We start from the raw sequence: 21,862 nt of genomic DNA on the forward strand, positions 1-21,862 counted from the left end.
AATTTACTGGCACTACGCCAGGAGAAAACCGACAAAGGCGTAATAAAAGCGATAAAAATTCCTGCCCGACAGCAGGTAGCAGCGCTTTACAGTTGGCGCAATTTAACGCAATGTGAGCGCATTACAATTAATGAGATCCTAATATGACATCTGTCTCTGTTTCCCTGAATGAAATCCTGGCGCGGCGCGACTGGGAAAACCCGGTGATCACCAGCCTGAACCGACTGGATGCGCATCCCCCTTTTGCCAGTTGGCGTGACGAGCAGGCCGCCCGCGACAATCGGCCTTCGCCTTCCCGTCGTTGTCTGAACGGTCAATGGACGTTCAGTTATTTCAGCCAGCCAGAAGCGGTGCCACAAAGCTGGCTGTTGCAGGATCTCCCGGATGCCGGCACCCTTCCCGTCCCCGCAAACTGGCAATTACACGGTTATGACGCCCCCATTTACACCAACGTGCAATATCCTATTCCGGTCAATCCGCCGTTGGTTCCGGCGAATAACCCCACCGGATGTTACTCGCTCACATTTAATGTTGACGATAGCTGGCTACAGCAGGGCCAGACGCGCATTATCTTTGATGGCGTAAACTCCGCCTTCTTTGTGTGGTGCAACGGTCACTGGATAGGATATTCGCAGGACAGTCGCTTACCGGCCGAATTCGATCTCAGCGCCGCGTTGCAAGCAGGCAGTAACCGGTTGGCGGTAATGGTGCTGCGCTGGTGCGATGGCAGCTACCTGGAAGATCAGGATATGTGGCGTATGAGCGGCATTTTTCGTGACGTCACCCTGCTGCATAAACCCGAGACACAGTTGTCTGACGTGCAGATCGAAACGCAACTCAGCCCGGAATATATCCGTGCGGATTTGCGTGTCAGCGTAAAGATCCAGCATCTCAAGCCCTGCCGACTGCGTCTGAGCCTGTGGCAGGGGGAAACGCTGATCGGCGAACACCAACAAACGCCCGGCAGCGCCATCATTGACGAACGCGGCCACTACCCGGAACGCGCTTTGCTGGTTTTGCCCGTTAATCACCCCAGGTTATGGAGCGCCGAAACGCCGCATTTATACCGTGCGGTGGTTTCGCTGCTGGATGATCAAGGCAATCTGCTGGAAGCGGAAGCATACGATGTCGGTTTCCGTCGCGTGGCGATTGAAAATGGCCTGTTATGCCTGAATGGTCAGCCGTTGCTGATTCGCGGTGTTAACCGTCACGAACATCACCCGGAAAAGGGTCAGGTGGTGGATGAAGCCAGCATGCGTCGTGATATCGAGCTGATGAAGCGTCATAACTTCAATGCGGTGCGCTGCGCCCATTACCCTAATCACCCGCTGTGGTATCGCCTGTGCGATGAATATGGTTTGTACGTGGTCGATGAGGCCAATATCGAAACCCATGGCATGCAGCCGATGAATCGACTCTCTGACGATCCGCGCTGGTTTGCCGCTTACAGCGAACGCGTCACCCGCATGGTGCAGCGTGACCGTAATCACCCCTGCATCATTATCTGGTCGCTGGGCAATGAGTCCGGTCACGGCAGCACCCATGATGCGCTGTATCGCTGGGTAAAAAGCAGCGATCCAACACGCCCGGTGCAATATGAAGGCGGCGGAGCCAATACCGCCGCTACCGATATTGTTTGCCCGATGTATGCACGCGTCGATCAGGACCAGCCCTTCCCGGCTGTCCCCAAATGGTCACTGAAAAAGTGGATTGGACTGCCCGGCGAAACCCGCCCGCTGATCCTGTGTGAATATGCCCACGCGATGGGTAACAGCTTTGGCGGCTTTGCCAAATACTGGCAGGCCTTCCGCCAGTTTCCGCGTTTGCAGGGCGGCTTCGTCTGGGATTGGGTTGATCAAAGCCTGACGCGCTATGACGCGCAAGGCCAGCCGTGGCAGGCCTACGGCGGAGACTTTGGCGATACGCCGAATGATCGCCAGTTCTGTATGAATGGCCTGGTGTTTGCCGATCGCACCCCGCATCCGGCATTGTTCGAGGCCCAGCGTGCACAGCAGTTTTTCCAGTTCACGCCTGATGCGCAGAACCCGTACCGTTTTACCGTCAGCAGCGATTATCTGTTCCGCCACAGCGATAACGAAGTGCTGCGCTGGTCGATTGAGCAGGAGGGACAAGTCATTGCCCGTGGCGAACTGCCGCTCGATATCGCAGCACGCGCCAGCCAGACCTTTGATCTCCCACCGGCAGAAGGATTGCAGGGGAATTGCTGGCTCAATCTGGCGGTGCACCAGCCACGCGCCACTTCCTGGTCAGAGGCGGATGCACGCGTCGCCTGGCATCAATGGTCCTTGCCTGCCGCCCTGCCGCTGGAGACGCAGACGAATCCTGAACCGGCCCCGCAGATCGAGTCCAATCATGATCTCATCGCCGTCTACCTGCCGCAGCAGCGCTGGCATTTTTCCCGCCGCAGTGGGGAGATGGTGCAGTGGTTGGTGAATGATGAGGAAACCCTGCTGACGCCGCTCGAAGATTGTTTTATCCGTGCGCCAATCGATAACGATATCGGCACCAGCGAAGCGGCTAATGTGGATCCCAATGCCTGGGTCGAACGCTGGAAACGCGCCGGTTATGATCAACTGGAGCCACAGCTGGTGGCGATGGAGATCGATAGTCTGAAGCACAGCGTATTGATCGAAACGCGGCATCAGTGGCTTTTTGCCGGTCAGCTGATTTTTACCAGCCGCAAACGTTATCAGATTCGCGGCAATGGCGAACTCACCATCGACGTGGACGTCGAACAGACGGCAGGCTTGCCGCCACCAGCACGTATCGGCTTACGCACACAACTGGCCCACGCCCCGCAGCAGGTCAGTTGGCTGGGACTCGGCCCGCATGAAAACTATCCGGATCGTCAACTGGCAGCGCAGTTCTCCCGCTGGCAGCAGCCGTTGAGTGCGATGCGCACCGAATACGTTTTTCCCGGAGAGAATGGTCTGCGCGGCGGAACACGCCAGCTCGATACCGGTAGTTGGCAGGTAAGCGGTGACTTTGCCTTCTCGCTCAGTCAGCACAGCCTGGAGCAGTTGCGCGACACCTCACATCGCCACCTGTTGCAGCCAGAAGCGGGCTGCTGGCTGCATCTCGATGGTTTCCATATGGGGGTCGGCGGTGATGACTCCTGGAGTCCAAGCGTCAGCCCGGAGTTTTTGCTTTCTCAACAGCGCTGGCACTTCTCCCTGACGCTGCGTCAGTAGCCTTCTCCACCTCGTCACGCTGGCTCACCGGGTGCGCCAGCGTGGTTTTCGGGCGGCGATAGAAACGACGCAGCAACAAGACATTAATCAGCACCACCATCGCAGTGGCAAAGAACACCCAGCGATAGCCCGTTGCGGCGGAAACTGCGGCCCCCAGTAGCGGGCCAGCCACATTGCCCAAATACATAAACGACTGGTTATAACCAAAAATACGCCCGGTGATATTATCACTCGAATGGCGAACCAACAGCGTTTGCACCGCAGGCATCATCGCGCCATCGGCAAAGCCCAGCAGAAAACGCAGCACGCCAAGTTGCGTGGCACTGGTGACAAATGACATGGCGGTGAGCAGCACCAGCGAGGTAATCATGGTGGCGATCAGAATGCGCTGAGTGCCAATGCGGTCGCCGAGCTTGCCAAGTCGCGGTGCCGAGATGAGCGCCGAAATACCCGGCAGTGCGGCAATCACACCACTAAGGAACGCAATGTTCTCAGCAGAAGGGGCCAGTTCACGCACAAACAGAGTCAGAATCGGGTTCACCGACCCGTTGCACATCTGGATGACCATCGTGGTGATAAACAGGCACACCATCAAACGCGGATTTTCCAGGCTACGAAACACCTCGCGTCCACTCAGCTTGTCTTTTTTACCAATCGGGGTATAGCCGGTTTCTTTAATCAGGAAAAGTGTGACCAGAAAGCTGATCATCAGTAATACCGAGGTAACGATAAACACCATGCGCAGACCGAGCCAGTCAGCCAGCAGACCGCCAATCATCGGCCCAAGGATCACCCCGCCTATCTGACCGGTTGCGACACTGCTCAGCGCCCAACCGCTGCGCTCACGCGGCACCTGCGCTGCCACCAGCGCCATCGCATTGGGAATATAACCCGAGGTCAACCCCATCAGGGCGCGCAGCAGCAGCAGTTGCCAGGCATGGGTGACAAATGCCTGCAACAAAATCACCGCGCCCATGCCGAACGAAGCGCGCAGCAGCATCAGCTTACGCCCTTTACGATCGGCGAGGCTGCCCCATAGCGGTGCCACCGCCGCAGAAATCACGAAAGTGATACTGAAGGTCAACCCTGACCACAAGCTCAGCGCATTATCCCCGCGCACCCCAAGATGTTCGATATACAACGGCAGAAACGGGATGATCTGGCTAATCGCCAACCCGGTAAAAAAACAGCCGAACCAGACCGAGATCAGATTGATTTTCCAGGGTTCTACGGAGCGTAACATGAGAGAGCACATCAAAATTGAAATGAGGGTTCAGTTTAACAATCCATTGACAGGGCCGGACGGCAAAACATGGCATAGGGATAAAAACGCAGTTTTCCGCTAGTCAGCTTACCTCTGCGCACAGCAAATATTACGCAGAGGGCGATTTACAGCGGGTTAATGTGCAAAAACAAACCCGAAAAAAAATTGCTAAATCGTCCATAGCTCAAATCGTGAAAAAATATTTCTGACGGTTACTGACAATTTTTGACGCCGCAACTATGTTTAAAAAACCACCAGCCGCCGCTGGTGGGGCGCTGCCCGTTCTGGGCAGTATGCAGACTTAACCCGAAATCTCCCCGCGGTTGCCTGTCCCAGGCAGCGGGCATCGTTGTCTCTGCGGAGGTCAGCCATGAGAGTGCATCCCAACAGCGCCAGTCGGGCGATTACCGATTATTTTAACAGTCCAGCCTGGCATGCGCCGCATGAGGGCGATCTGCTGGCGGCCATTATGCGCGAACTGATGGATGCGGGTCAGCCCGCGACCAGCAAGGCGGTGATCGCGCGGGTGATCGCGAAGCTGGAGTTTGAGGGAGATGAGCAGCGCCTGCAAAGTTATCGCAACTTACTGGCCCAACTGCTGGAAGCGCGACCGCATGAATAAAACCCCATCGCGCCGCTACGGTTTCGTGCATTCAGACATAAAAAAATCCCGCCAGAGGCGGGAAAACAAGACGAGCATTGCATATTCGAGAGTGACGAGGAAATCTCCGTAATGCGCAGCTATCCTCGCCCGACGCTGTGACAGCGCGATGACAATGCGATGTCGGTTTGATGTTACCCGCAGTAGACCTTGTCAATCTTGCCGCTTTGGTCAGCGGTAAAATTCAGGCGGCGCAGATTGAAGTCCATCGTCACCGCAGAATTCCACGGAATGGCGCGCACTGGCACGTCAAAACGTTGCTTCTGCAAGGCCGATAAAGGCTGGCCGATGTAATTCTGATACTGCGATGCGCCACACATATCGTTTTCCGCGTCCTGGGCCGTGCTCGCAGCGGTGTCAGGTTTACTCGCTGACTGGCAGGCAGTCAGGGTCAGGAACCCCATCACCAGCAGCGCTTTTCCATAATGTTTCACGTTTTTCTCCTCCTGGATAATCAGACAACCGGTTGCCCGAGAGTAGCCAAGCGTGCCTGTGAAACATAAAAATTACCATCAGACGTATCGCAGAAAAACCGCATCCCGAGGCGATCGCGATCGCACTTTTTCGGATTAATCACACAATCTGCCCAATATTTCAGCAACCATTGAGTAAAATTACCTAAGATTTATCTGAGGTGATGATTATGGAACTCGCGATTTTTATTGGTTTTGCAATTTTGATGACCTGTGTGGCCGTTAAAGTGCGTTAAACATCTTGTTGATTCAGTAGCGCTCTGAACGCCGCCAGCGGCATCGGCCGCCCAAGAAAGTAGCCCTGCCCTTCTTCGCAAGACAACACTTTCAATTCGTTCAGTTGCGCTTCGGTTTCAATCCCTTCGGCTGTGATGGTCAGCGCAAACGCGCGCGCCAACCCGACAATCCCCGCGACCACCGATTGCGCCTGCGGCGACTCAGGAAACTCCTTCATCCACGAGCGATCAATCTTCAGGCCGTTAAACGGGAACGTTTTCAAATAACCCAGCGCCGCATAGCCGGTACCAAAATCATCCACCGTTAACCGTACCCCCAGAGCGCGCAGTCCCTGCATGATTTCCAGGGCGCGATCCGGGTGCTCAAAAGTGATGTTTTCGGTGATTTCCAGCTCCAGCCGGGTTGCCGGTAAACCGCTGGCCTCCAGCGCCCGAGCGACACGCTGCACCAGATCGCTGCCACGAAACTCCACCGGCGAGATATTAACGGAAACGTACCGTTGATCCCCCCAGTCGCGTGCATCAGTACAGGCGCGCATCAGCACCCAATCACTGATGGCATTGATCAAACCATTCTCTTCGGCGAGCGGAATAAAACGGTCAGGGGTGATCCATTTGTCCTCAGCCACCTGCCAGCGAATCAAGGCTTCAGCACCGGCCAACTGACCATTTTGCAACTGATAACGTGGTTGATAATGCAGGCTGAAGGCCTCACTGCCGAGCGCGACTTCAATCGCCTGTACCATTTCACGCTTCGATTGCAAATGACTCGCCATCTCATTGGAGTACCACACCCATTGATTACGCCCGGCAGCGCGTGCCTGCCCCAGCGCAATATCCGCCAGGCGTAGCAACGCCTCTGGATGGCTGGCATCCTGCGGCGCACAGACGATCCCCATGCTGGCCGTCAGGCTGAGCTGGTGTGAACCACTCAGCACCGGCTGGTGGATCGCACGTTGCAGCGCACGGCAACGATACTCAACCCCGGCGCGAGATGCCTCACGCATCACCAAAATAAACTCGTCGCCTCCCAGGCGCGCCGCCAGTTCATGCGCGCCCATCAGACTTTGCAACCGTTGGGAAATCTGGTTCAGGACCGCATCCCCTACCGTATGTCCCCAGGTGTCGTTGATGGGCTTGAACTGATCAAGATCGAGACTGATCACAATCAACGGATCATCATCCGTCGCCTGGTTGAGATGTGAGGTAAGAAACTCCTGCAACTGCATGCGATTTGCCAGACCAGTCAGCATGTCGTGACGTGACAGAAACTGAATACGCGCCTGTGCGTCCACTTCATAGGTGATATCCGACACGGTGCCACGGAAGCCGGACCGCAAGCCGTTGCGCCGAATGGTTTTTGCCATCAGTTGCCCAATGCGCCGTTCACCGGTTGCCGACATAAACTGACAACGCAACGGCACGCGGGGGACATCTTCCCCCTGGCGCATCAACCAGGTCACCAGTGAATGGCTGGGATGACTGAGCAGATGATCAAGATGACGGCCAAGCCAGCGTTTCACCTCATGCCCGGTGACCTCGGTAAACCGCGCGGAAAGGTAGCATAAACGCCCCTGGTCATCCGTTTCCCAGATCCAGTCGGATGCCGCTTCAGCCAGATCGCGAAAACGCTCCTCACTGTCGGCCAGTTCGCGCTGGCTGATGGTGAGCATTTCAAAACGGCGATCGGACAGGACCGCGTTATATAACGCATGACGCACCACCCGACGGGTCACCAGCGCAATGGTCAGCGCCATCAACACCAGCAGCGGCAGCAGTAACCAAATCAACCCCATGCCTGGGGACTTGGCCTGCCAGCGAATCACCACCGGTTCACCCCCAGCAGTCGTCTCCACCAACCGGGGCTCATCCTGCGCATCATCACTGCTGGTGGGGGCATGTGGATTGATGACATCCATCGCTTTGCCCATCGCCTGAAGTTTCGCCGGGGTAAAAATATTCACAAATACCAGCACCGATGGCGGGCCGGGGAGAGTGGGTAAATTGGGGACTTTACCTGGAGTAATCGGAGCAGAGACGACCAAAGCGGGCTGGCCAAATATCTGCACGTTACGGGCGATGGCTTCGTGCCCTAATTTGCGCGTTACCGTCAACAGCGTGGCGGTTTGTGCACCCAGCCAGCTTTCCAGCGGAGTGTCTACCATCTCACCATTGATGATCGCGTAACGCGTCTGACCCGCGCCATCAACCACAAACACCCCTTCGTAGTGGTACTCCTTGTACAGGTTCGCGCCAAGGTTCTCTTCATCAAACGCCCAGACCTTGTTGAGCTGAAGATGCAGGTTTTTATAGCCCTCCCCCCAGAAGGCGTAATCGCGCACATCGATCAACATCTCCTGCTGACGGGCATGCCACGCCTGGCGTAACAGCATCTCGTCATGTTCGATGGAAACATTATTTTGATGATGGGCGATCGCCATCACCATCACCATTGAGAGCACCAGCACACCAAACAGCAATGCGGTGAGCGTACGCAGGCTACGTCGTGTCACGCGTACCGTAAGTGCTTCCCTGTTGGCCCTGGCAAACCAGTGAGACTCAGAATTCATGCGCAATGCTCGCGAAAAAAACAGACTGCAAAAAAGAGGATGCAGGTCGCATTGGTGACGCAACTGTACCCTGTAATGATTTTTTCGATTATCGGCGCGGCGCGCGCCAGATTTAGCCCAATGGCAGAATATTTGAGCAGCAGAAATCTCCCCACCGCGCCCTCGACAGCGATCATCGCCATTGCTACTATGCGATTTCCTCTGCTCGCTGAGTCGCCTATGGACACCCAATCCGACAAAGTCACGTTGACGCTGTTTTACGTTGGCAGCTTTGTGGTTTATTACCTCGTTACCATGCTGATTACGCTGTTTCCTAACTACGGCGTGCTGCGTAATGACGGTTTGCTGGTGCCGGTACTTTGTCTGTTCGAATTTGCGGTGATCTATCCGCTGTACCGCTTCTATTGCCAGCGTCGTAATGACATCCCGCTCGGCTATCTCCGTCCCGGTCAGACCCTGTTGTTTATTGGCGCGTTATTCATTTTGATGGCGGCACAAACGCAGTTTATGCAACCGGAAGGATGGCTGGTGGCACAAACGCAGCAGGGGCGCAGCTCGATGCTGATCCTGTTGCTGACGGCGGTGTTGCTGGCTCCGGTATTTGAAGAGGTGTTGTTTCGCGGTTTTCTGTTGCAGGGGTTCCTGCTGTGGGCACCGAAAAGCCGCTTTGCCTGCATGTTGCTGACCTCGCTGCTGTTCGCCGCCATGCATACCCAATACGTGCATTGGGAAACCATTGTGGCGCTGACGCTGTTCTCACTGCTGCTGTGCTATGCACGCCTGCGCAGCAACAGCCTGGCACTGCCGGTGTTCCTGCACACGCTAAATAACCTAATCGCGATTCTGCCGGTCTGGTATTACGCCGGGTAGACGCGCGATAAATCGCGCCGCTACAGGGCGACTCCCATTCCGTAGCAGCGCGATTTGTCGCGCGGACTTTTCGGGTATCGCGCCGTTACTCTTTTTCTGCTTCGAAGTGGTTTTTGAACTGTTCGTAGATGGAAATCATATTCGAGGCGTCGCCGTGCAGCGGGCTAAGTTTTCCAGCGCGCACCAGTTCAATCACCAGTTGCAGGGCGGCTTGTTTCGGGCTGCTGGCCGGATGGGCAATTTCAATCGACATGTGTTACTCACTTCTCATTTTTCCAGGGCCGCACAGTTTAGCTCAGAATGCGCTGATGTTGTGCACCGGCCCAGGTATAATCCGGTCGTTAGGGCAAAAAAAAGCCGCTCAGGGTGATAACCCGCTCCCGTTTCGTTTGGCTATACTGGATCGTTAAAAGGGAACAAACAGCCACACTTTCCGTGCCAGAGAAAATGTGTATCAGGAGCCAAACCATGCTGATTGGTTTTGTATTGTTAGTGAGCGCGTGTGGACATGATGCCTGTGACGCGTTGCCAGTGTCGGAATATATTTATCCGACCAAAGTGGCCTGTGAGCAGATGGCGGCACGCATTCATAAAGTGCGCCCTAACGTGGTCCTGATTTGCGGCGAGGTACACCGTTAATTTGCTACCAGCAAGGCAATCAGGTGCAGATAAATTACGCCACTGGCGTTGCAAGTGCCGGGTTTAGCGTTCAAAATATAAGCAGATTTACACTATTACTGTTGTGACTCCCATGAAAACAACTCGCCCCCGCCGTCCTAACGGACGCTGGGTTTATTACATTTTGTATGATGGCATTCTCTGGCCGTGCCCGGTGCGCTGGGAGTGGGAGAGCGGCTATGGTGGCTGGCTGCCGTTTTATTACTCGCCGACCTTTGAATTTGTGGTGGGGGACCCGCGCAAAGCCTATCGTATCGCCCGCAGTAACATCCGTACGGCGCGCCCTGACAACGAATACGCCTGAGAATCTTAGCCCAGTTGCCAGGGTAGCCAACTGGCGGTCAGCAGGTAATGCACCAGCTCCAGGGCCAGAATCACCATCACCAGCACACCCAGCTTATGTCGGCTGATCCAATCCTTTAAGCCCATATCATCGCCGCCCAGCGAATCAATAGCAGCGCACCGCAAATACACAGCAACACCAAAACCATTTTCCAGTGTTTTTTCGCAGCCAGATATTTTGCCAAGTCTCCTCCCGATCAGCAGAAAGCAACGATGCGCCCGTAAGCGCATCATCGATTCTAGCTCTGGTCTGCGATTGAGGCGATCAATTATTCAGCGTGTAGTCGAGGGTGATCTCGGCATTCAATACCTGGGAAACCGGGCAACCGGCTTTCGCCTGCTGAATAATCTCATCAAATCTCGCGTTATCAATGCCTGGCAACGTCACGCTACTGGTCAGCGCGATTTTCGTGATGGCAAATCCCTCGCCTTTTTTGTCCAGCGACACATCCGCAGTGGTATCAATGCTTTCCGGCGGATGTCCCGCCTGACCCAGCATCAACGACAGCGCCATGGAAAAACAGGCGGCGTGCGCAGCACCAATCAACTCTTCCGGATTGGTCCCCTTTGCGCCTTCAAAGCGCGTATTGAAGCCATAAGGCTGATTGCTCAGTACGCCGCTCTCGGTGCTTACGGTGCCTTTCCCTTTGATGTCACCTTCCCAATGGGCAGATCCTTTCTTGTGAATGGTCATGTCATTCCTCCGGTTAGTCAGACAGGGAGTAAGTATAGCCAACCCCCTTCACTCTGACGGATCAACTCACCGCACGCGGACGCGCCGGGGCCAACCCCGCCTCGGACAACAACGCATTGGCCTGCACCAGCGAATCTCGCGTGATATCGGCGATAGTTTTCGCTCCGGTCAACGTCATCGCCACCTTCATCTCTTTCTCGATAAGATTCAGCAGGTTTTCCACCCCACGTTGACCGTGGGTGGCGAGGGCATAAAGGAAGGCACGTCCAAGCAGCACGCTGTCGGCACCCAGGGCGATCATGCGCACCACATCCAGACCGTTACGAATGCCACTGTCGGCCAGAATGGTAATATCGCCCTTCACCGCGTCGGCAATAGCCGGTAACGCACGCGCCGATGACAGCACACCATCCAACTGACGCCCACCGTGATTCGATACCACGATCCCGTCGGCCCCAAAGCGCACCGCATCGCGGGCATCTTCCGGATCGAGGATGCCCTTGATCACCATCGGACCATCCCAGAATTCGCGGATCCACTCCAGATCCTGCCATGAGATCGACGGATCAAAGTTGTTCGCCAGCCAGCCAATATAATCTTCCAGCCCGGTGGGTTTACCGAGATAAGTGGAGATATTACCGAGATCGTGCGGGCGACCATGCAGGCCCACATCCCATGCCCATTGCGGATGGGTCGCCGCCTGCCAGTAACGACGCAGCGCAGCATGCGGGCCGCTCATACCGGAATGCGCATCGCGGTAGCGCGCGCCCGGTGTCGGCATATCCACGGTGAACACCAGCGTTGAGCACCCCGCCGCTTTGGCGCGCTCCAGGGCGTTACGCATAAACCCGCGATCGCGCAGCACATACAACTGGAACCACATCGGGCGGTTAATCGTCGGTGCCACCTCTTCAATCGGGCACACCGACACCGTCGACAGGGTAAAGGGGATACCTTTCAGCGCCGCAGCACGCGCCGCCTGTACCTCGCCGCGCCGCGCGTACATGCCGCACAGACCAACCGGTGCCAGCGCCACCGGCATCGATAAGGTTTCATTAAACAATTTGGTCTCAAGGCTGAGATCGGACATGTTTTTCAGCACGCGCTGACGCAACGCCACATCAGCAAGATCCGCCACGTTGCGCTGCAACGTATGCTCCGCATAAGCTCCCCCGTCAATGTAATGAAACAGGAATGGCGGCAGAATACGTTGCGCCGCGGCGCGGTAGTCACTTGCAGCAGAAATGATCATCAGGGTTTTTCCTTGCGTTTATCCAGGTCATGGCCCGGCAGGCGGGTAATGCGCGCCTGTCGCGCTTCATCTTCATGCAGGGTTTTTAGCGTGGTATGCACAAACCCGAGGTGGTCCATTGCCGCCAGGCGTGCGGCTTCGGCATCGCCCGCCAGAATGGCGTTCAGCAGCGCCTGATGCTGTTCAGTCAGGCGGTCAAAAATCACCGGTTGGGTGTACATGCGCTGACGGCTTTGCATCACCGAGGATTGCAGCAGATCGAAGAAACCACGCATGGTCTGCAACAACACCACGTTGTGCGAGGCTTCGGCGATGGCGAGATGGAAGCGCACATCCGCCTGAGCCGCCAGGTCCGGGTCGTCGCTCTCTTTCAGTTTCAGCGTGGCGTCAAAGGCGTATTGCAGCTTCTCTTTATCCGCCTCGGTGGCGCGTAACGCCGCGTGCCAGGCGGTGCTGGCTTCGATGGCGTGGCGCGCTTCGAGGATGTCATAGCGATAATCCGGGTCGGCGGCCAGTAACTGACGAATCGGTTCGACGATACGTTGCTCTGACCACGGCTCCTGCGGCTGACGCAGCCAGGTGCCGCCGCCCCGCCGGCTGATTAACACGCCGCTGCTGATAAGTTGCTGAATCGCCTCGCGCAACGACGATCGTGAGACGCCGAATTCCGCCGCCAGCTGCCGCTCCGCCGGTAAACGCATACCGGGTTGCAACTGATGCTCATCAATCCAGGCGCGCAGCCGCGCCCGCAACGTATCCGCTAAGCGCGGCGTGTTTTCAGTCATGGAATCATCCAGGTTAGGACATACGCCTGAAGCGTGGTGATCACGCCGACCATACAGGTAAAAATCAGGCTATGTTTGACGGTAAAACGGAACAGATCCGACTCTTTGCCCACCAGGCCCACGGCCGCACAGGCAATGGCGATCGACTGCGGTGAAATCATCTTACCCGTTACGCCACCGGTGGTGTTGGCCGCCACCAGCAGCACATCCGATACGCCAATCTGCTGCGCGGTGGTGGCCTGGAGTGCCGCAAACAACGCGTTGGAGGAGGTATCCGAGCCAGTCAGGAACACGCCCAGCCAGCCGAGGAACGGTGAGAAAAAGGTGAATGCATCGCCGGTATGGGCCAGCGCCAGGGCTAAAGTGGCGGAAAGACCGGAATAGTTGGAGATGAAGGCAAAGGCCAGCACCATACCAATCGAGTAAATCGGCAGCGCCAGTTCTTTCAGGGTTTCGCCGAAGGTCTCAATCGCCGCTTTTGGCTTCATACGTAACCACAGTACCGACAGCACCGCCGCCACCAGAATCGCGGTGCCGGTCGCTGATACCACATCAAACTTGAACAGCGCCGGGTAAGGCGTGGCATTTGCCACCACCGGCGGCATGCGTGCCACCAGCTCATGCAGCAGCGGCACTGGCACGGTAAACACCCAGTCATACAGCGCCCCGCCTTTGGCGAACAACGCTTTGAACGGCGGAATGCTCCACAGCGTCACGGTTGCCGTGAGGAACAGGAACGGCATCCAGGCACGGATCACCTGAGCGGCGCTATAGCGCTGGCGCGACAGATCCTGATCCACTATGGAAGCGCCCATGTCGTTAAAACGGAAAATACGGACCGGCTTCCAGCGGCGCAGGAACAAGGTCAGGCAAATCAGGGAAGCCAGTGACGAAATGATGTCCGGCAATTCCGGGCCAAGGAAGTTAGAACTGAGGAACTGCGCAATGGCAAACGATCCCCCCGCCACCATCACCGCAGGCCAGGTTTCTTTCACTCCACGCCAGCCATCCATGATCGCCATGATCCAGAACAGCACGATGATGGTCAGGAATGGCAACTGACGTCCGGCCATCTGTCCGATATGAAAGCTGTCCAGCCCGGTCACCTGCCCGGCAACGATAATCGGAATCCCCATCGCGCCAAATGCCACCGGCGCGGTATTGACGATCAAGCACAGCCCGGCAGCATATAACGGATTGAAGCCTAGCCCCACCAACAAGGCTGCGGTGATCGCCACCGGTGCGCCAAAACCCGCCGCCCCTTCGAGGAAAGCGCCAAAAGAGAAGCCGACAATCAGCATCTGCAAACGCTGGTCAGGGGTGATCGACAGGATCGAGGCACGAATGATATCGAACTGGCCGGTTTTAACCGAGATTTTGTAGACAAAGACCGCAGCGACAATGATCCAGGCAATTGGCCACAAACCATAAAGAAACCCATACGCCACCGAGGCCAGCGCCTGTCCCACCGGCATGCCGTACAACAGCAGCGCCACCAGCAGCGCTATAACCACCGTTGCCGTGCCCGCCTGATAGCCCTTCAGCTTGAGCTTAATCAGTGCGAAGAAAAAGAACACAATCGGGATCACCGCCACCAGGCTGGAGAGCCAGATATTATTGAGAGGATCGTAATTTTGTTGCCAGACCTGCATAGCGTGATCTCCAGAGGTCATCAGAAGCCTGCGTGACGGTTGCGCCACGCGTTACTGCCCGTGTTTATCACTGAATTGGTCGGACCAAAAATCAGTTTCCCGGGCTTTCTGGCTCCAGATAGTTAACGCATTGTTAACCTAAAGCAACGGAACTGGCGTGATTTTTCGTGTTATGTGACCTCCTGGAAACATTTTTGCTACATTGGTAGGACCAATCAAAGACCAGGTTGACCAAAGGCCTGACGATAACTGCGGGGATGGAAGCGAAAATTAAGCGCGATCAGCCCCACGACCACCGCTCCCTGCATCAACCACACGGGGGTAAAACTGTCGGTGACGGCATGCAGTTGGCCGGCAATAAACGGCATGCAGCCCGCGATGATAAAGCCCCAGCCCTGCATAAAAGCCACCAACCGCGCGCCAGCCTGTGGCTGCGGCAGATGCTCCAGCGCCAGCACCATTGCCAATGGAAAGGCCGCGCCAAGACCAAAACCGGCAATCGCCGCCCATAACCACGGAACCAACAACGGGGCCAGCAGAAAACCAGCCATACCGATCAGCTGGCACGCCAGGCTAAATATCAGTTGTGGACGACGATCGCTGCGGCGCGCCAGCAACGGCATCAGCAACGCGCCCGTCACCTGTAACGCAATCATCACCGCGAGTAACGCGCCACCGGCCTGTGCCGACCAGCCCAGTTGTTGATACGCATCCGGCAACCAGGCGACACAGGTGGCATAGCCACCATTCACCAGGCCAAAACTCAGCGCCAAAGTCCAGGCGCGGGGCTTGCGCCACAAGGACGGCAACGGCAGCGGGTTGCTCTCGTGAGTGCCCGGCACCCGGAGCCAAAGCCAGATGAGGATCGCCAGCAACACCGGCAGCGCCCAATCACTTAACGCCAGCGACCAGCCAAGATGCGTACTCAACCACGGCGATAATGCCGCCCCCAGGCCACCGCCGCCCATCAACGCCCCGGCCCATAAGCCGGTCACCGCCGTGCTGCGTCGGGAAAAGTGCTGACGAATCAGCCCTGGCATCACCATCTGCACGATACCAATGCCCAGCCCACCGCATAATGCGCTCAACACCAGCCAGCGCCCCTCGACGATCGCGCCACGCGCCGCCAACGCCACCAACAATAACGTTAATCCTGCCAGCAGCAGGCGTCGCAATGGCAGGCGCTGCATCAGCGGTGCGCCCAGCAGCGCAACCGCGCCCATCATCATCATCGGGACGGCGGGCAATAACGACGCTGCCAGCGGAGAGAGGCCGATACTTTGACGTAACTGTCCCAGCAACGGGCTGACGGAGGTGAGTAACGGACGCATATTCAGCCCGGCCAGCACCAGGGCGGCGAGCGTCGGTCCGTTGGAATGTCGGGTCATACACAATCCTGCGGGGAAAAGGTTGTCAGGATGGCAGGGACGGTTACTATTTGGAAATGAAATAACACCATAGTGAACAGTGGAAAAATGAATCGTCAGCCGATGTTTACCCCGCAACAGTTATTAAGCTTTGTCGCGGTGTGTGAAACCGCCAGCTTTACCCGCGCCGCCGACCGGGTGCATTTGTCGCAATCTACCGTCAGCCAGCAGGTGCGACGTCTGGAGGAGATGGTGGGCAAAGCGCTGCTGCAACGCACCTCACATCAGGTGGCCGTCACCGAAGAGGGGGAAAAACTGCTGGGCTACGCGCGCCGCATCATTGCGTTGAACGGTGAGGCACACGATGTGCTGAGCGACAAATGGCGGGATGGTGTTTTGCGTCTCGGTGTGCCGGAAGATTTTGCCGCCCCCACGGCGGGTCTGCTGGCCGATTTTAGCCGCCAGCACCCGCAATTGCGGCTGGATGTGATGAGCGGAATGTATGTTGATTTGCACGCGGCATGGCAGCGAGAAGAGCTCGATATCATGCTGATTAAGCAGCCGGGCGGCGAACGCCCGCTGGCAGCCAGACCGGAACCGCTGCTGTGGCTCGATAGCGCCGATCACCCCTGCTTTGCACAAAACCCGCTGCCGCTGGTGGTTTTTCCGCAACTGGGCTTGTATCGCGAGGAGATGTGCCAGACGCTGGATAGTCTGGGTCGTAGCTGGCGCATCAGCTACAGCAGCACCAGCCTGGTGGCGTTAGCCAGCGCGGCGGCGGCGGGTCTGGGGCTGACATTACTCCCCGCCAGTTGCCGCCTGCCGCAACATCGTGTGCTGGGCGAGGCCGAGGGATTGCCGATAATCAGCCATTTCGAGCTGGCGCTGTTTTGCCGTCAGCCACAGGACGCTCTGCAACAGGCACTGGCCGCCGCGCTGGTGGATTTTTGTCAGTTGCGTTGGCAGTGATTTTTCCACTGCCAGCCAGTGGTAAATATCGCAGCGCAGCGGCGAGGCTTTTGCCAGATTAGGTTTTTCCCTTTTGACTGGAGCCTCTGATGCAACTCTCTTCCCCCAGCCGTCGTGATTTCCTTAGCCAGACAGTTCGCTGGACCGCCGCCGGTAGCCTGCTGGCGGCGGGTATGGGCCACGCCAGCCAGACCGTTGTCACCCACTCCGAACGTCCAGCCCTACCCCGCACCCGCCATTACCAATTGTTGAATGTACGTCTCGAAGAGGGTTTCGAACGTGAAGGTAACGAGGTGATTGCCACGCGTACCGCGTTATATGACATCACCATTAACGACGGGAAATTTATCGCCATCGATCCGGCCGGAAGCGCGCGTAACAGCGACTTAGCCAACTGGGATGCACAGGGTTTATTGCTGCTGCCACGCACCCGCGATATGCATATCCATCTCGACAAAACCTTTTACAGCGGCCCCTGGCAGGCACCCCGGCCACGTCAGGGCAAAACCATTATGGATATGATCGCCCGTGAGCAGGTGCTGATCCCACAACTGCTGCCCACCTCGCAGGCACGGGCAGAAGCACTGATTGGCCTGCTGCAAAGTAAGGGCAGCACCGCAGCGCGCAGCCACTGCAATATCGATCCCGTCAGCGGCCTGAAAAGCCTGGAACACCTCAAGCTGGCGCTGGCTAATCACCCGGATTTCGACTGCGAAATTGTCGCCTTTCCCCAGCACGGTTTGCTGCATTCAAAGGTGGATGGCTTGATGCGCGAAGCGATGGCGCTTGGCGTGCAATATGTCGGCGGCCTCGATCCCACTAACGTGGACGGCGCCATGCAGGCATCGCTGGATGCGATGTTCCAGATCGCCCTTGATTACCAGCGCGGCGTGGATATCCATTTGCATGAAACCTCCCCGGCAGGCGTGGCGGCGATTCAATATATGGTGGATACCATCGCGAAAAACCCGCAGCTCAAGGGGAAAGTGACCCTGAGTCACGGCTTTGCACTGGGCACGCTGGAAGGAAAAGCGTTGGATCAAATGATTGACGGGATGGCCGAGCAGCAGATGAGTGTGGCCTCCACCATCCCTATCGGCAAGCTGACTATGCCGCTGCCGCAATTGCAGGCGGCAGGAATTACGGTGATGACCGGCACCGATAGCGTGATCGATCACTGGTCGCCGTTTGGCAGCGGTAGCATGCTGGAGAAAGCCAATTTGTATGCGCAACTGTACCGTGGCTCCGATGAGTTTGGCCTGAGCCGGGCATTGCATATCGCCACCGGCGGTATTCTGCCGTTATCCAATCAGGGTGAACGTCAGTGGCCACAGCTCCAGGATGAGGCCAGCATGATGCTGGTGGCAGCCAGTTGCTCCGCCGAAGCGGTGGCGCGCATTGCGCCGGTTCATGCCACTTTCCGACGCGGTACCGCCGTGTACGCCGCCTGAAGCAAAAAAGCCTCCGGGAAGGAGGCTTTATGAACGTAAAGGCTGGGACAAGGTGCGTCCCCTGCCGTGCTGGATTATTACGATAACATCTGAATAGCCAGCGCATAGAGCCGCTGGTTTTCTTCGTCGCTGACAGGCTCTTCTTCCGCGTAACAGGCAATCATGGAGCTGACTTTGTCAGATGACAGCGTCTCTCCGTGAATGTGTAGGGTTAACACGGCGCGGCCGACGATTTTCAGAATGTCCTCGTTTTGTCCCTGGACGTAGTGACTCAATGAAGTGACCTCTGAAGTTGTTTTATATCGCCAAATGGCGCGCTAAATATAAAACAATCCAGAGAACGATTTTAATCGGAATTTCCTGTAACAGACGGGACACATAAACATAACAGCAGCAAATGGTCGCCATCGTGCCGCCAGCATGCCGCTATCGTCTGATTAACTCAGCTTTTTTTCAGTTGCGATGGTTTTATGATCATGAGAGTTTTCGGAAAATTCATTAGAACTTTGCGACAATAACCGTCGAAAAACAAACCAAATATTGCCAGATGCTTATTGATTCCCCGCAGTGATCATCCCGCTGATTGCCGCGTGATTTATCATTGATGAGACAGGCCCTTTCTGCCAGACTGGCCGCCGCAACTCCGCCCGATATCAGAGACTGTTCCGTGACTGCTTTTTCTACCCTGACGCAACTGCCCACCAGCCAACTCGACAACCTGCGCGAGATGGGGTTTGACGCCATGACGCCAATCCAGGCTGCCGCCCTGCCCGCCATTTTGCAGGGGCGCGATGTGCGTGCTCAGGCGAAAACCGGTAGCGGCAAAACCGCCGCCTTTGGTATCGGCCTGCTCCAGCGGATTGATAACAGCCAGTTTCATACTCAGGCGCTGGTGCTCTGCCCGACACGCGAACTGGCCGATCAGGTCAGCAATGTGCTACGTCAGCTGGCGCGTTTCACGCGTAACATTAAGATCCTGACGCTGTGTGGCGGCCAGCCGATGAGTGCTCAGCGTGATTCGCTGGTGCACGCCCCGCATATTGTGGTCGGCACGCCGGGACGCATTCTTGATCATCTGAAACGCGATAACCTCGATCTCATCCAGTTGCAAACCCTGGTGCTGGATGAGGCCGACCGTATGCTGGAGATGGGGTTCCGTGATGATATGGAAGCCATCATCGGCTTTACCCCCTCGTCACGCCAGACGCTGCTGTTCTCTGCCACCTGGCCCGATACCATTGCCAGCCTGAGCGAACGCTACCAGCGTGATGCACTGGCGGTGGCGACCGAAACCGAAGCCGAGTTGCCAGCAATTGAGCAACGCTTTATTGAAGTCAACGCCAGTGAACGCATCAATCTGTTGAGCGCCCTGCTCAGCCAGCAGCAGCCCACCTCCTGCGTGGTGTTCTGCAACACCAAACGTGAGTGTGATGATATTGCCGCCGCCCTGAACGATCGCCAAATCAGCGCCCTTGCGCTGCATGGCGATCTTGAGCAGCGTGACCGCGAGCGTGTACTGATCCGTTTTGCCAACGGCAGCATCCGGGTGCTGATTGCCACCGACGTGGCAGCACGCGGTCTGGACATTAAATCGCTGGCGCTGGTGGTGAATTTCCATCTGGCGTGGGACCCGGAAGTGCATCTGCACCGCATTGGTCGTACCGGCCGCGCCGGTGAGTCTGGTCTGGCGGTCAGTCTGGTCGCCGCCGATGAGATGGCGCGCGCCCATGCGCTGGAAGATTATCTGCAACAATCACTCAACTGGGTTGCCGCCAGCACGCTGAAAGGCAGTGCGGCGAAGGCGCTGCCAGCTACCATGATGACGTTATGCATTGATGGTGGTCGTAAAGCGAAAATTCGCCCTGGCGATATTCTCGGTGCGCTGACCGGTGAGGCCGGATTCAGTGCCGATCAGATCGGTAAGATCGATCTGACCCCAACCCATGCCTATGTGGCGATTGCCGCCTCCCAGGCCAAAGCCGCATTGATCAAGCTAAAAGAAGGCAAGATCAAAGGGAAAAGCGTACGTGCCATCCTGTTGAAATAAGTCGCTAAAACGTGAGGGCGCTCGCCCTCACGTCAAAATTCCACCCGCCGCTCTCTATTTTTTAACCATCCTGCCGATAACTCCATCACGGCGATGTTGCCATGCCCTTAACGCAGCCCTGAGCGAGGCCAGGATGGATAATTTCCAGAAAGAGATCGATGAACGCGCTAACCTCGCGTTATCAAACAAATTCGAACTGTTGTTGTTTCGCCTCGGTTCCGATCAGCGGAAAGGCAAATCCGAGCTGTACGGGATTAACGTATTCAAACTGCGTGAAATCGTGCCGATGCCGAACATCACCCGTGCTGCCGGAATGCAATCGCCGTTGTTGGGCATGGCCAGCATCCGTGACCAGTTTATCCCGGTGATTGATCTACCGGCGGTGACCGGTTGCACCCCGGAAACCGGCCTCAACCTGCTGCTGGTAACCGAATATGCCCGCAGCACCCAGGCATTTGCGGTGGAATCGGTAGAGAATATTGTGCGCCTCGACTGGAATCAGGTGCATACCGCGGAAGCGGGCATTGGTAGCCGCAATATCACCAGTATCGCCTGTCTCGACAGCGACGGAGAAAGCAACAATCTGGCGCTGGTACTGGACGTGGAACAGATCCTGTATGACATCATTCCGTCTGTTCGTGGTGTCGAGCCGGGTGAAGAAACCGTGAAAAACTTCAACCTGAAACCGGGTCAGGTCGCGATTGTGGCAGAAGACTCCAAAGTGGCGCGCCAGCTACTGGAGCAAGGCCTGAAAAGTATGGGCATTCCGGCACTGATGCATAACACCGGTCTTGAGGCATGGCAGAAAATCACCCAGATGCAACAGGAAGCGCAGGCGGCAGGTGAGTCGATCCACGACAAAATCGCGCTGGTGCTGACCGACCTCGAAATGCCCGAAATGGACGGCTTCACCCTGACGCGTAACATTAAACGCGATGATGTACTGCGTCATATCCCGGTGGTGATCCACTCTTCACTCTCCGGCAGTGCCAACGAAGACCATGTGCGTAAAGTGGGTGCCGATGGCTACGTGGCGAAATTTGAAATCAATGAACTGTCGAATGTGATTTATCGGGTACTGGAAGCAGCGCGTTAATGCTTACCCTTGCCGTAGCGGCGCGATTTATCCCGTCAAAACCCGCGCGATAAATCGCGCCGCTTGTATCTTGAAGTTGTAACTGGTTAGCTACCCGTTACACGAAACGGAGGCAGCTTGTCGCGCCGCTTAAGCCTCGATCTTGTGCCGTAGCTTAAAGCCCTCCGTTTCTCCTTTCACGCCAGCATCTACTCTGAACGGTAACCAGAAGCTCTGACTTCGTATGTACAAGGCAAGATGGCG

General features: G+C 56.5%; 20 protein-coding genes. 9 read left to right on the forward strand and 11 right to left on the reverse strand.

Annotated features, from left to right (window positions below; genetic code table 11):
• The first annotated feature begins 143 nt into the window (after positions 1-143).
• A complete protein-coding gene (locus tag L579_RS19605) occupies positions 144-3,212 on the forward strand; it encodes a beta-galactosidase (RefSeq protein ID WP_036627568.1) in 3,069 nt (1,022 codons plus the stop codon).
• Here L579_RS19605 and L579_RS19610 read toward each other — a convergent pair.
• The gene (locus L579_RS19610) at positions 3,151-4,455 is read right to left on the reverse strand and encodes a multidrug efflux MFS transporter (RefSeq protein WP_036627572.1); all 1,305 of its coding nucleotides are present in this window, start codon (positions 4,453-4,455) and stop codon (positions 3,151-3,153) included. The genes L579_RS19605 and L579_RS19610 overlap by 62 nt on opposite strands.
• A 391-nt stretch (positions 4,456-4,846) precedes the next feature.
• Here L579_RS19610 and L579_RS19615 point away from each other — a divergent pair, with 391 nt between their 5' ends.
• Complete coding sequence (locus tag L579_RS19615; protein WP_021185904.1) at positions 4,847-5,098, forward strand: biofilm development regulator YmgB/AriR family protein; 252 nt, start codon at positions 4,847-4,849, stop codon at positions 5,096-5,098.
• A gap of 173 nt (positions 5,099-5,271) precedes the next feature.
• On the opposite strand, the gene L579_RS19620 is transcribed toward L579_RS19615, so the two are convergent.
• Together L579_RS19620 and L579_RS19625 are read right to left on the reverse strand one after the other, a co-directional pair.
• A complete protein-coding gene (locus tag L579_RS19620) occupies positions 5,272-5,571 on the reverse strand; it encodes an I78 family peptidase inhibitor (protein ID WP_021185905.1) in 300 nt (99 codons plus the stop codon).
• A 271-nt stretch (positions 5,572-5,842) separates the two neighbouring features.
• On the reverse strand, positions 5,843-8,416 hold the full coding sequence (locus tag L579_RS19625) for a bifunctional diguanylate cyclase/phosphodiesterase (RefSeq protein WP_036627574.1): 2,574 nt from the start codon (positions 8,414-8,416) through the stop codon (positions 5,843-5,845).
• A 219-nt stretch (positions 8,417-8,635) separates the two neighbouring features.
• Between L579_RS19625 and L579_RS19635 the strand changes: the two genes are divergently transcribed.
• Positions 8,636-9,286, forward strand: a complete 651-nt coding sequence (locus L579_RS19635) for a CPBP family intramembrane glutamic endopeptidase (RefSeq protein WP_021185908.1) — start codon at positions 8,636-8,638, stop codon at positions 9,284-9,286.
• Between the two features lie 85 nt (positions 9,287-9,371).
• On the opposite strand, the gene L579_RS24065 is transcribed toward L579_RS19635, so the two are convergent.
• Positions 9,372-9,539 (reverse strand): hypothetical protein, encoded by a 168-nt coding sequence (locus L579_RS24065; RefSeq protein ID WP_013508057.1) that lies wholly within the window; start codon positions 9,537-9,539, stop codon positions 9,372-9,374.
• Between the two features lie 215 nt (positions 9,540-9,754).
• Between L579_RS24065 and L579_RS24070 the strand changes: the two genes are divergently transcribed.
• Together L579_RS24070 and L579_RS19640 are read left to right on the forward strand one after the other, a co-directional pair.
• Positions 9,755-9,925, forward strand: a complete 171-nt coding sequence (locus L579_RS24070) for a hypothetical protein (RefSeq protein WP_021185909.1) — start codon at positions 9,755-9,757, stop codon at positions 9,923-9,925.
• A gap of 112 nt (positions 9,926-10,037) precedes the next feature.
• On the forward strand, positions 10,038-10,268 hold the full coding sequence (locus L579_RS19640) for a hypothetical protein (RefSeq protein WP_036627577.1): 231 nt from the start codon (positions 10,038-10,040) through the stop codon (positions 10,266-10,268).
• Positions 10,269-10,383: 115 nt separating this feature from the next.
• On the opposite strand, the gene yniD is transcribed toward L579_RS19640, so the two are convergent.
• From yniD to L579_RS19670, 6 genes are all read right to left on the reverse strand, one after another.
• Complete coding sequence (gene yniD, locus L579_RS24215; RefSeq protein WP_223300457.1) at positions 10,384-10,491, reverse strand: small membrane protein YniD; 108 nt, start codon at positions 10,489-10,491, stop codon at positions 10,384-10,386.
• Positions 10,492-10,571: 80 nt separating this feature from the next.
• Positions 10,572-11,000: an OsmC family protein gene (locus L579_RS19650; RefSeq protein WP_021185912.1), complete on the reverse strand. Its 429-nt coding sequence runs from the start codon at positions 10,998-11,000 to the stop codon at positions 10,572-10,574.
• 61 nt (positions 11,001-11,061) lie between these two features.
• Positions 11,062-12,252 (reverse strand): FMN-dependent L-lactate dehydrogenase LldD, encoded by a 1,191-nt coding sequence (lldD, locus tag L579_RS19655; protein WP_021185913.1) that lies wholly within the window; start codon positions 12,250-12,252, stop codon positions 11,062-11,064.
• A complete protein-coding gene (gene lldR / locus L579_RS19660) occupies positions 12,252-13,037 on the reverse strand; it encodes a transcriptional regulator LldR (RefSeq protein WP_013508051.1) in 786 nt (261 codons plus the stop codon). The genes lldD and lldR overlap by 1 nt, the downstream gene beginning before the upstream one ends.
• Positions 13,034-14,689, reverse strand: coding sequence for an L-lactate permease (lldP, locus tag L579_RS19665; protein ID WP_021185914.1), 1,656 nt, complete (start codon positions 14,687-14,689; stop codon positions 13,034-13,036). The genes lldR and lldP overlap by 4 nt, the downstream gene beginning before the upstream one ends.
• Before the next feature lie 215 nt (positions 14,690-14,904).
• Positions 14,905-16,077: a cyanate transporter gene (locus tag L579_RS19670; RefSeq protein WP_021185915.1), complete on the reverse strand. Its 1,173-nt coding sequence runs from the start codon at positions 16,075-16,077 to the stop codon at positions 14,905-14,907.
• An 87-nt stretch (positions 16,078-16,164) separates the two neighbouring features.
• Here L579_RS19670 and L579_RS19675 point away from each other — a divergent pair, with 87 nt between their 5' ends.
• Both L579_RS19675 and L579_RS19680 read left to right on the forward strand, forming a co-directional pair.
• Entirely contained in the window at positions 16,165-17,025 is an 861-nt protein-coding gene (locus L579_RS19675) for a LysR substrate-binding domain-containing protein (RefSeq protein ID WP_036627585.1), read from the forward strand.
• A gap of 89 nt (positions 17,026-17,114) precedes the next feature.
• Positions 17,115-18,476 carry an amidohydrolase family protein gene (locus L579_RS19680; protein WP_021185916.1) on the forward strand — a complete coding sequence of 454 codons (1,362 nt, stop codon included), beginning with the start codon at positions 17,115-17,117 and terminating at the stop codon, positions 18,474-18,476.
• A 77-nt stretch (positions 18,477-18,553) separates the two neighbouring features.
• Here the strand turns inward: L579_RS19680 and L579_RS19685 are convergent, their stop codons facing one another.
• Positions 18,554-18,751: a hypothetical protein gene (locus tag L579_RS19685; protein ID WP_021185917.1), complete on the reverse strand. Its 198-nt coding sequence runs from the start codon at positions 18,749-18,751 to the stop codon at positions 18,554-18,556.
• Positions 18,752-19,143: 392 nt separating this feature from the next.
• Between L579_RS19685 and dbpA the strand changes: the two genes are divergently transcribed.
• Positions 19,144-20,523, forward strand: coding sequence for an ATP-dependent RNA helicase DbpA (gene dbpA / locus L579_RS19690; RefSeq protein WP_021185918.1), 1,380 nt, complete (start codon positions 19,144-19,146; stop codon positions 20,521-20,523).
• 133 nt (positions 20,524-20,656) lie between these two features.
• Complete coding sequence (locus L579_RS19695) at positions 20,657-21,619, forward strand: chemotaxis protein (RefSeq protein ID WP_021185919.1); 963 nt, start codon at positions 20,657-20,659, stop codon at positions 21,617-21,619.
• The last annotated feature ends 243 nt before the right edge of the window (positions 21,620-21,862 follow it).

Source organism: Pantoea sp. AS-PWVM4 (assembly GCF_000468095.1).
Classification (GTDB): Bacteria; Pseudomonadota; Gammaproteobacteria; order Enterobacterales; family Enterobacteriaceae; genus Pantoea; species Pantoea phytobeneficialis.

Coding starts and splice junctions, on each gene's coding strand:
- L579_RS19605 (WP_036627568.1), top strand. CDS start 144: ATGACATCTGTCTCTGTTTCCCTGAATGAAATCCTGGCGCGGCGCGAC.
- L579_RS19610 (WP_036627572.1), bottom strand. CDS start 4,455: ATGTTACGCTCCGTAGAACCCTGGAAAATCAATCTGATCTCGGTCTGG.
- L579_RS19615 (WP_021185904.1), top strand. CDS start 4,847: ATGAGAGTGCATCCCAACAGCGCCAGTCGGGCGATTACCGATTATTTT.
- L579_RS19625 (WP_036627574.1), bottom strand. CDS start 8,416: ATGAATTCTGAGTCTCACTGGTTTGCCAGGGCCAACAGGGAAGCACTT.
- L579_RS19635 (WP_021185908.1), top strand. CDS start 8,636: ATGGACACCCAATCCGACAAAGTCACGTTGACGCTGTTTTACGTTGGC.
- L579_RS24065 (WP_013508057.1), bottom strand. CDS start 9,539: ATGTCGATTGAAATTGCCCATCCGGCCAGCAGCCCGAAACAAGCCGCC.
- L579_RS24070 (WP_021185909.1), top strand. CDS start 9,755: ATGCTGATTGGTTTTGTATTGTTAGTGAGCGCGTGTGGACATGATGCC.
- L579_RS19640 (WP_036627577.1), top strand. CDS start 10,038: ATGAAAACAACTCGCCCCCGCCGTCCTAACGGACGCTGGGTTTATTAC.
- L579_RS19650 (WP_021185912.1), bottom strand. CDS start 11,000: ATGACCATTCACAAGAAAGGATCTGCCCATTGGGAAGGTGACATCAAA.
- lldD (WP_021185913.1), bottom strand. CDS start 12,252: ATGATCATTTCTGCTGCAAGTGACTACCGCGCCGCGGCGCAACGTATT.
- lldR (WP_013508051.1), bottom strand. CDS start 13,037: ATGACTGAAAACACGCCGCGCTTAGCGGATACGTTGCGGGCGCGGCTG.
- lldP (WP_021185914.1), bottom strand. CDS start 14,689: ATGCAGGTCTGGCAACAAAATTACGATCCTCTCAATAATATCTGGCTC.
- L579_RS19670 (WP_021185915.1), bottom strand. CDS start 16,077: ATGACCCGACATTCCAACGGACCGACGCTCGCCGCCCTGGTGCTGGCC.
- L579_RS19675 (WP_036627585.1), top strand. CDS start 16,165: ATGAATCGTCAGCCGATGTTTACCCCGCAACAGTTATTAAGCTTTGTC.
- L579_RS19680 (WP_021185916.1), top strand. CDS start 17,115: ATGCAACTCTCTTCCCCCAGCCGTCGTGATTTCCTTAGCCAGACAGTT.
- L579_RS19695 (WP_021185919.1), top strand. CDS start 20,657: ATGGATAATTTCCAGAAAGAGATCGATGAACGCGCTAACCTCGCGTTA.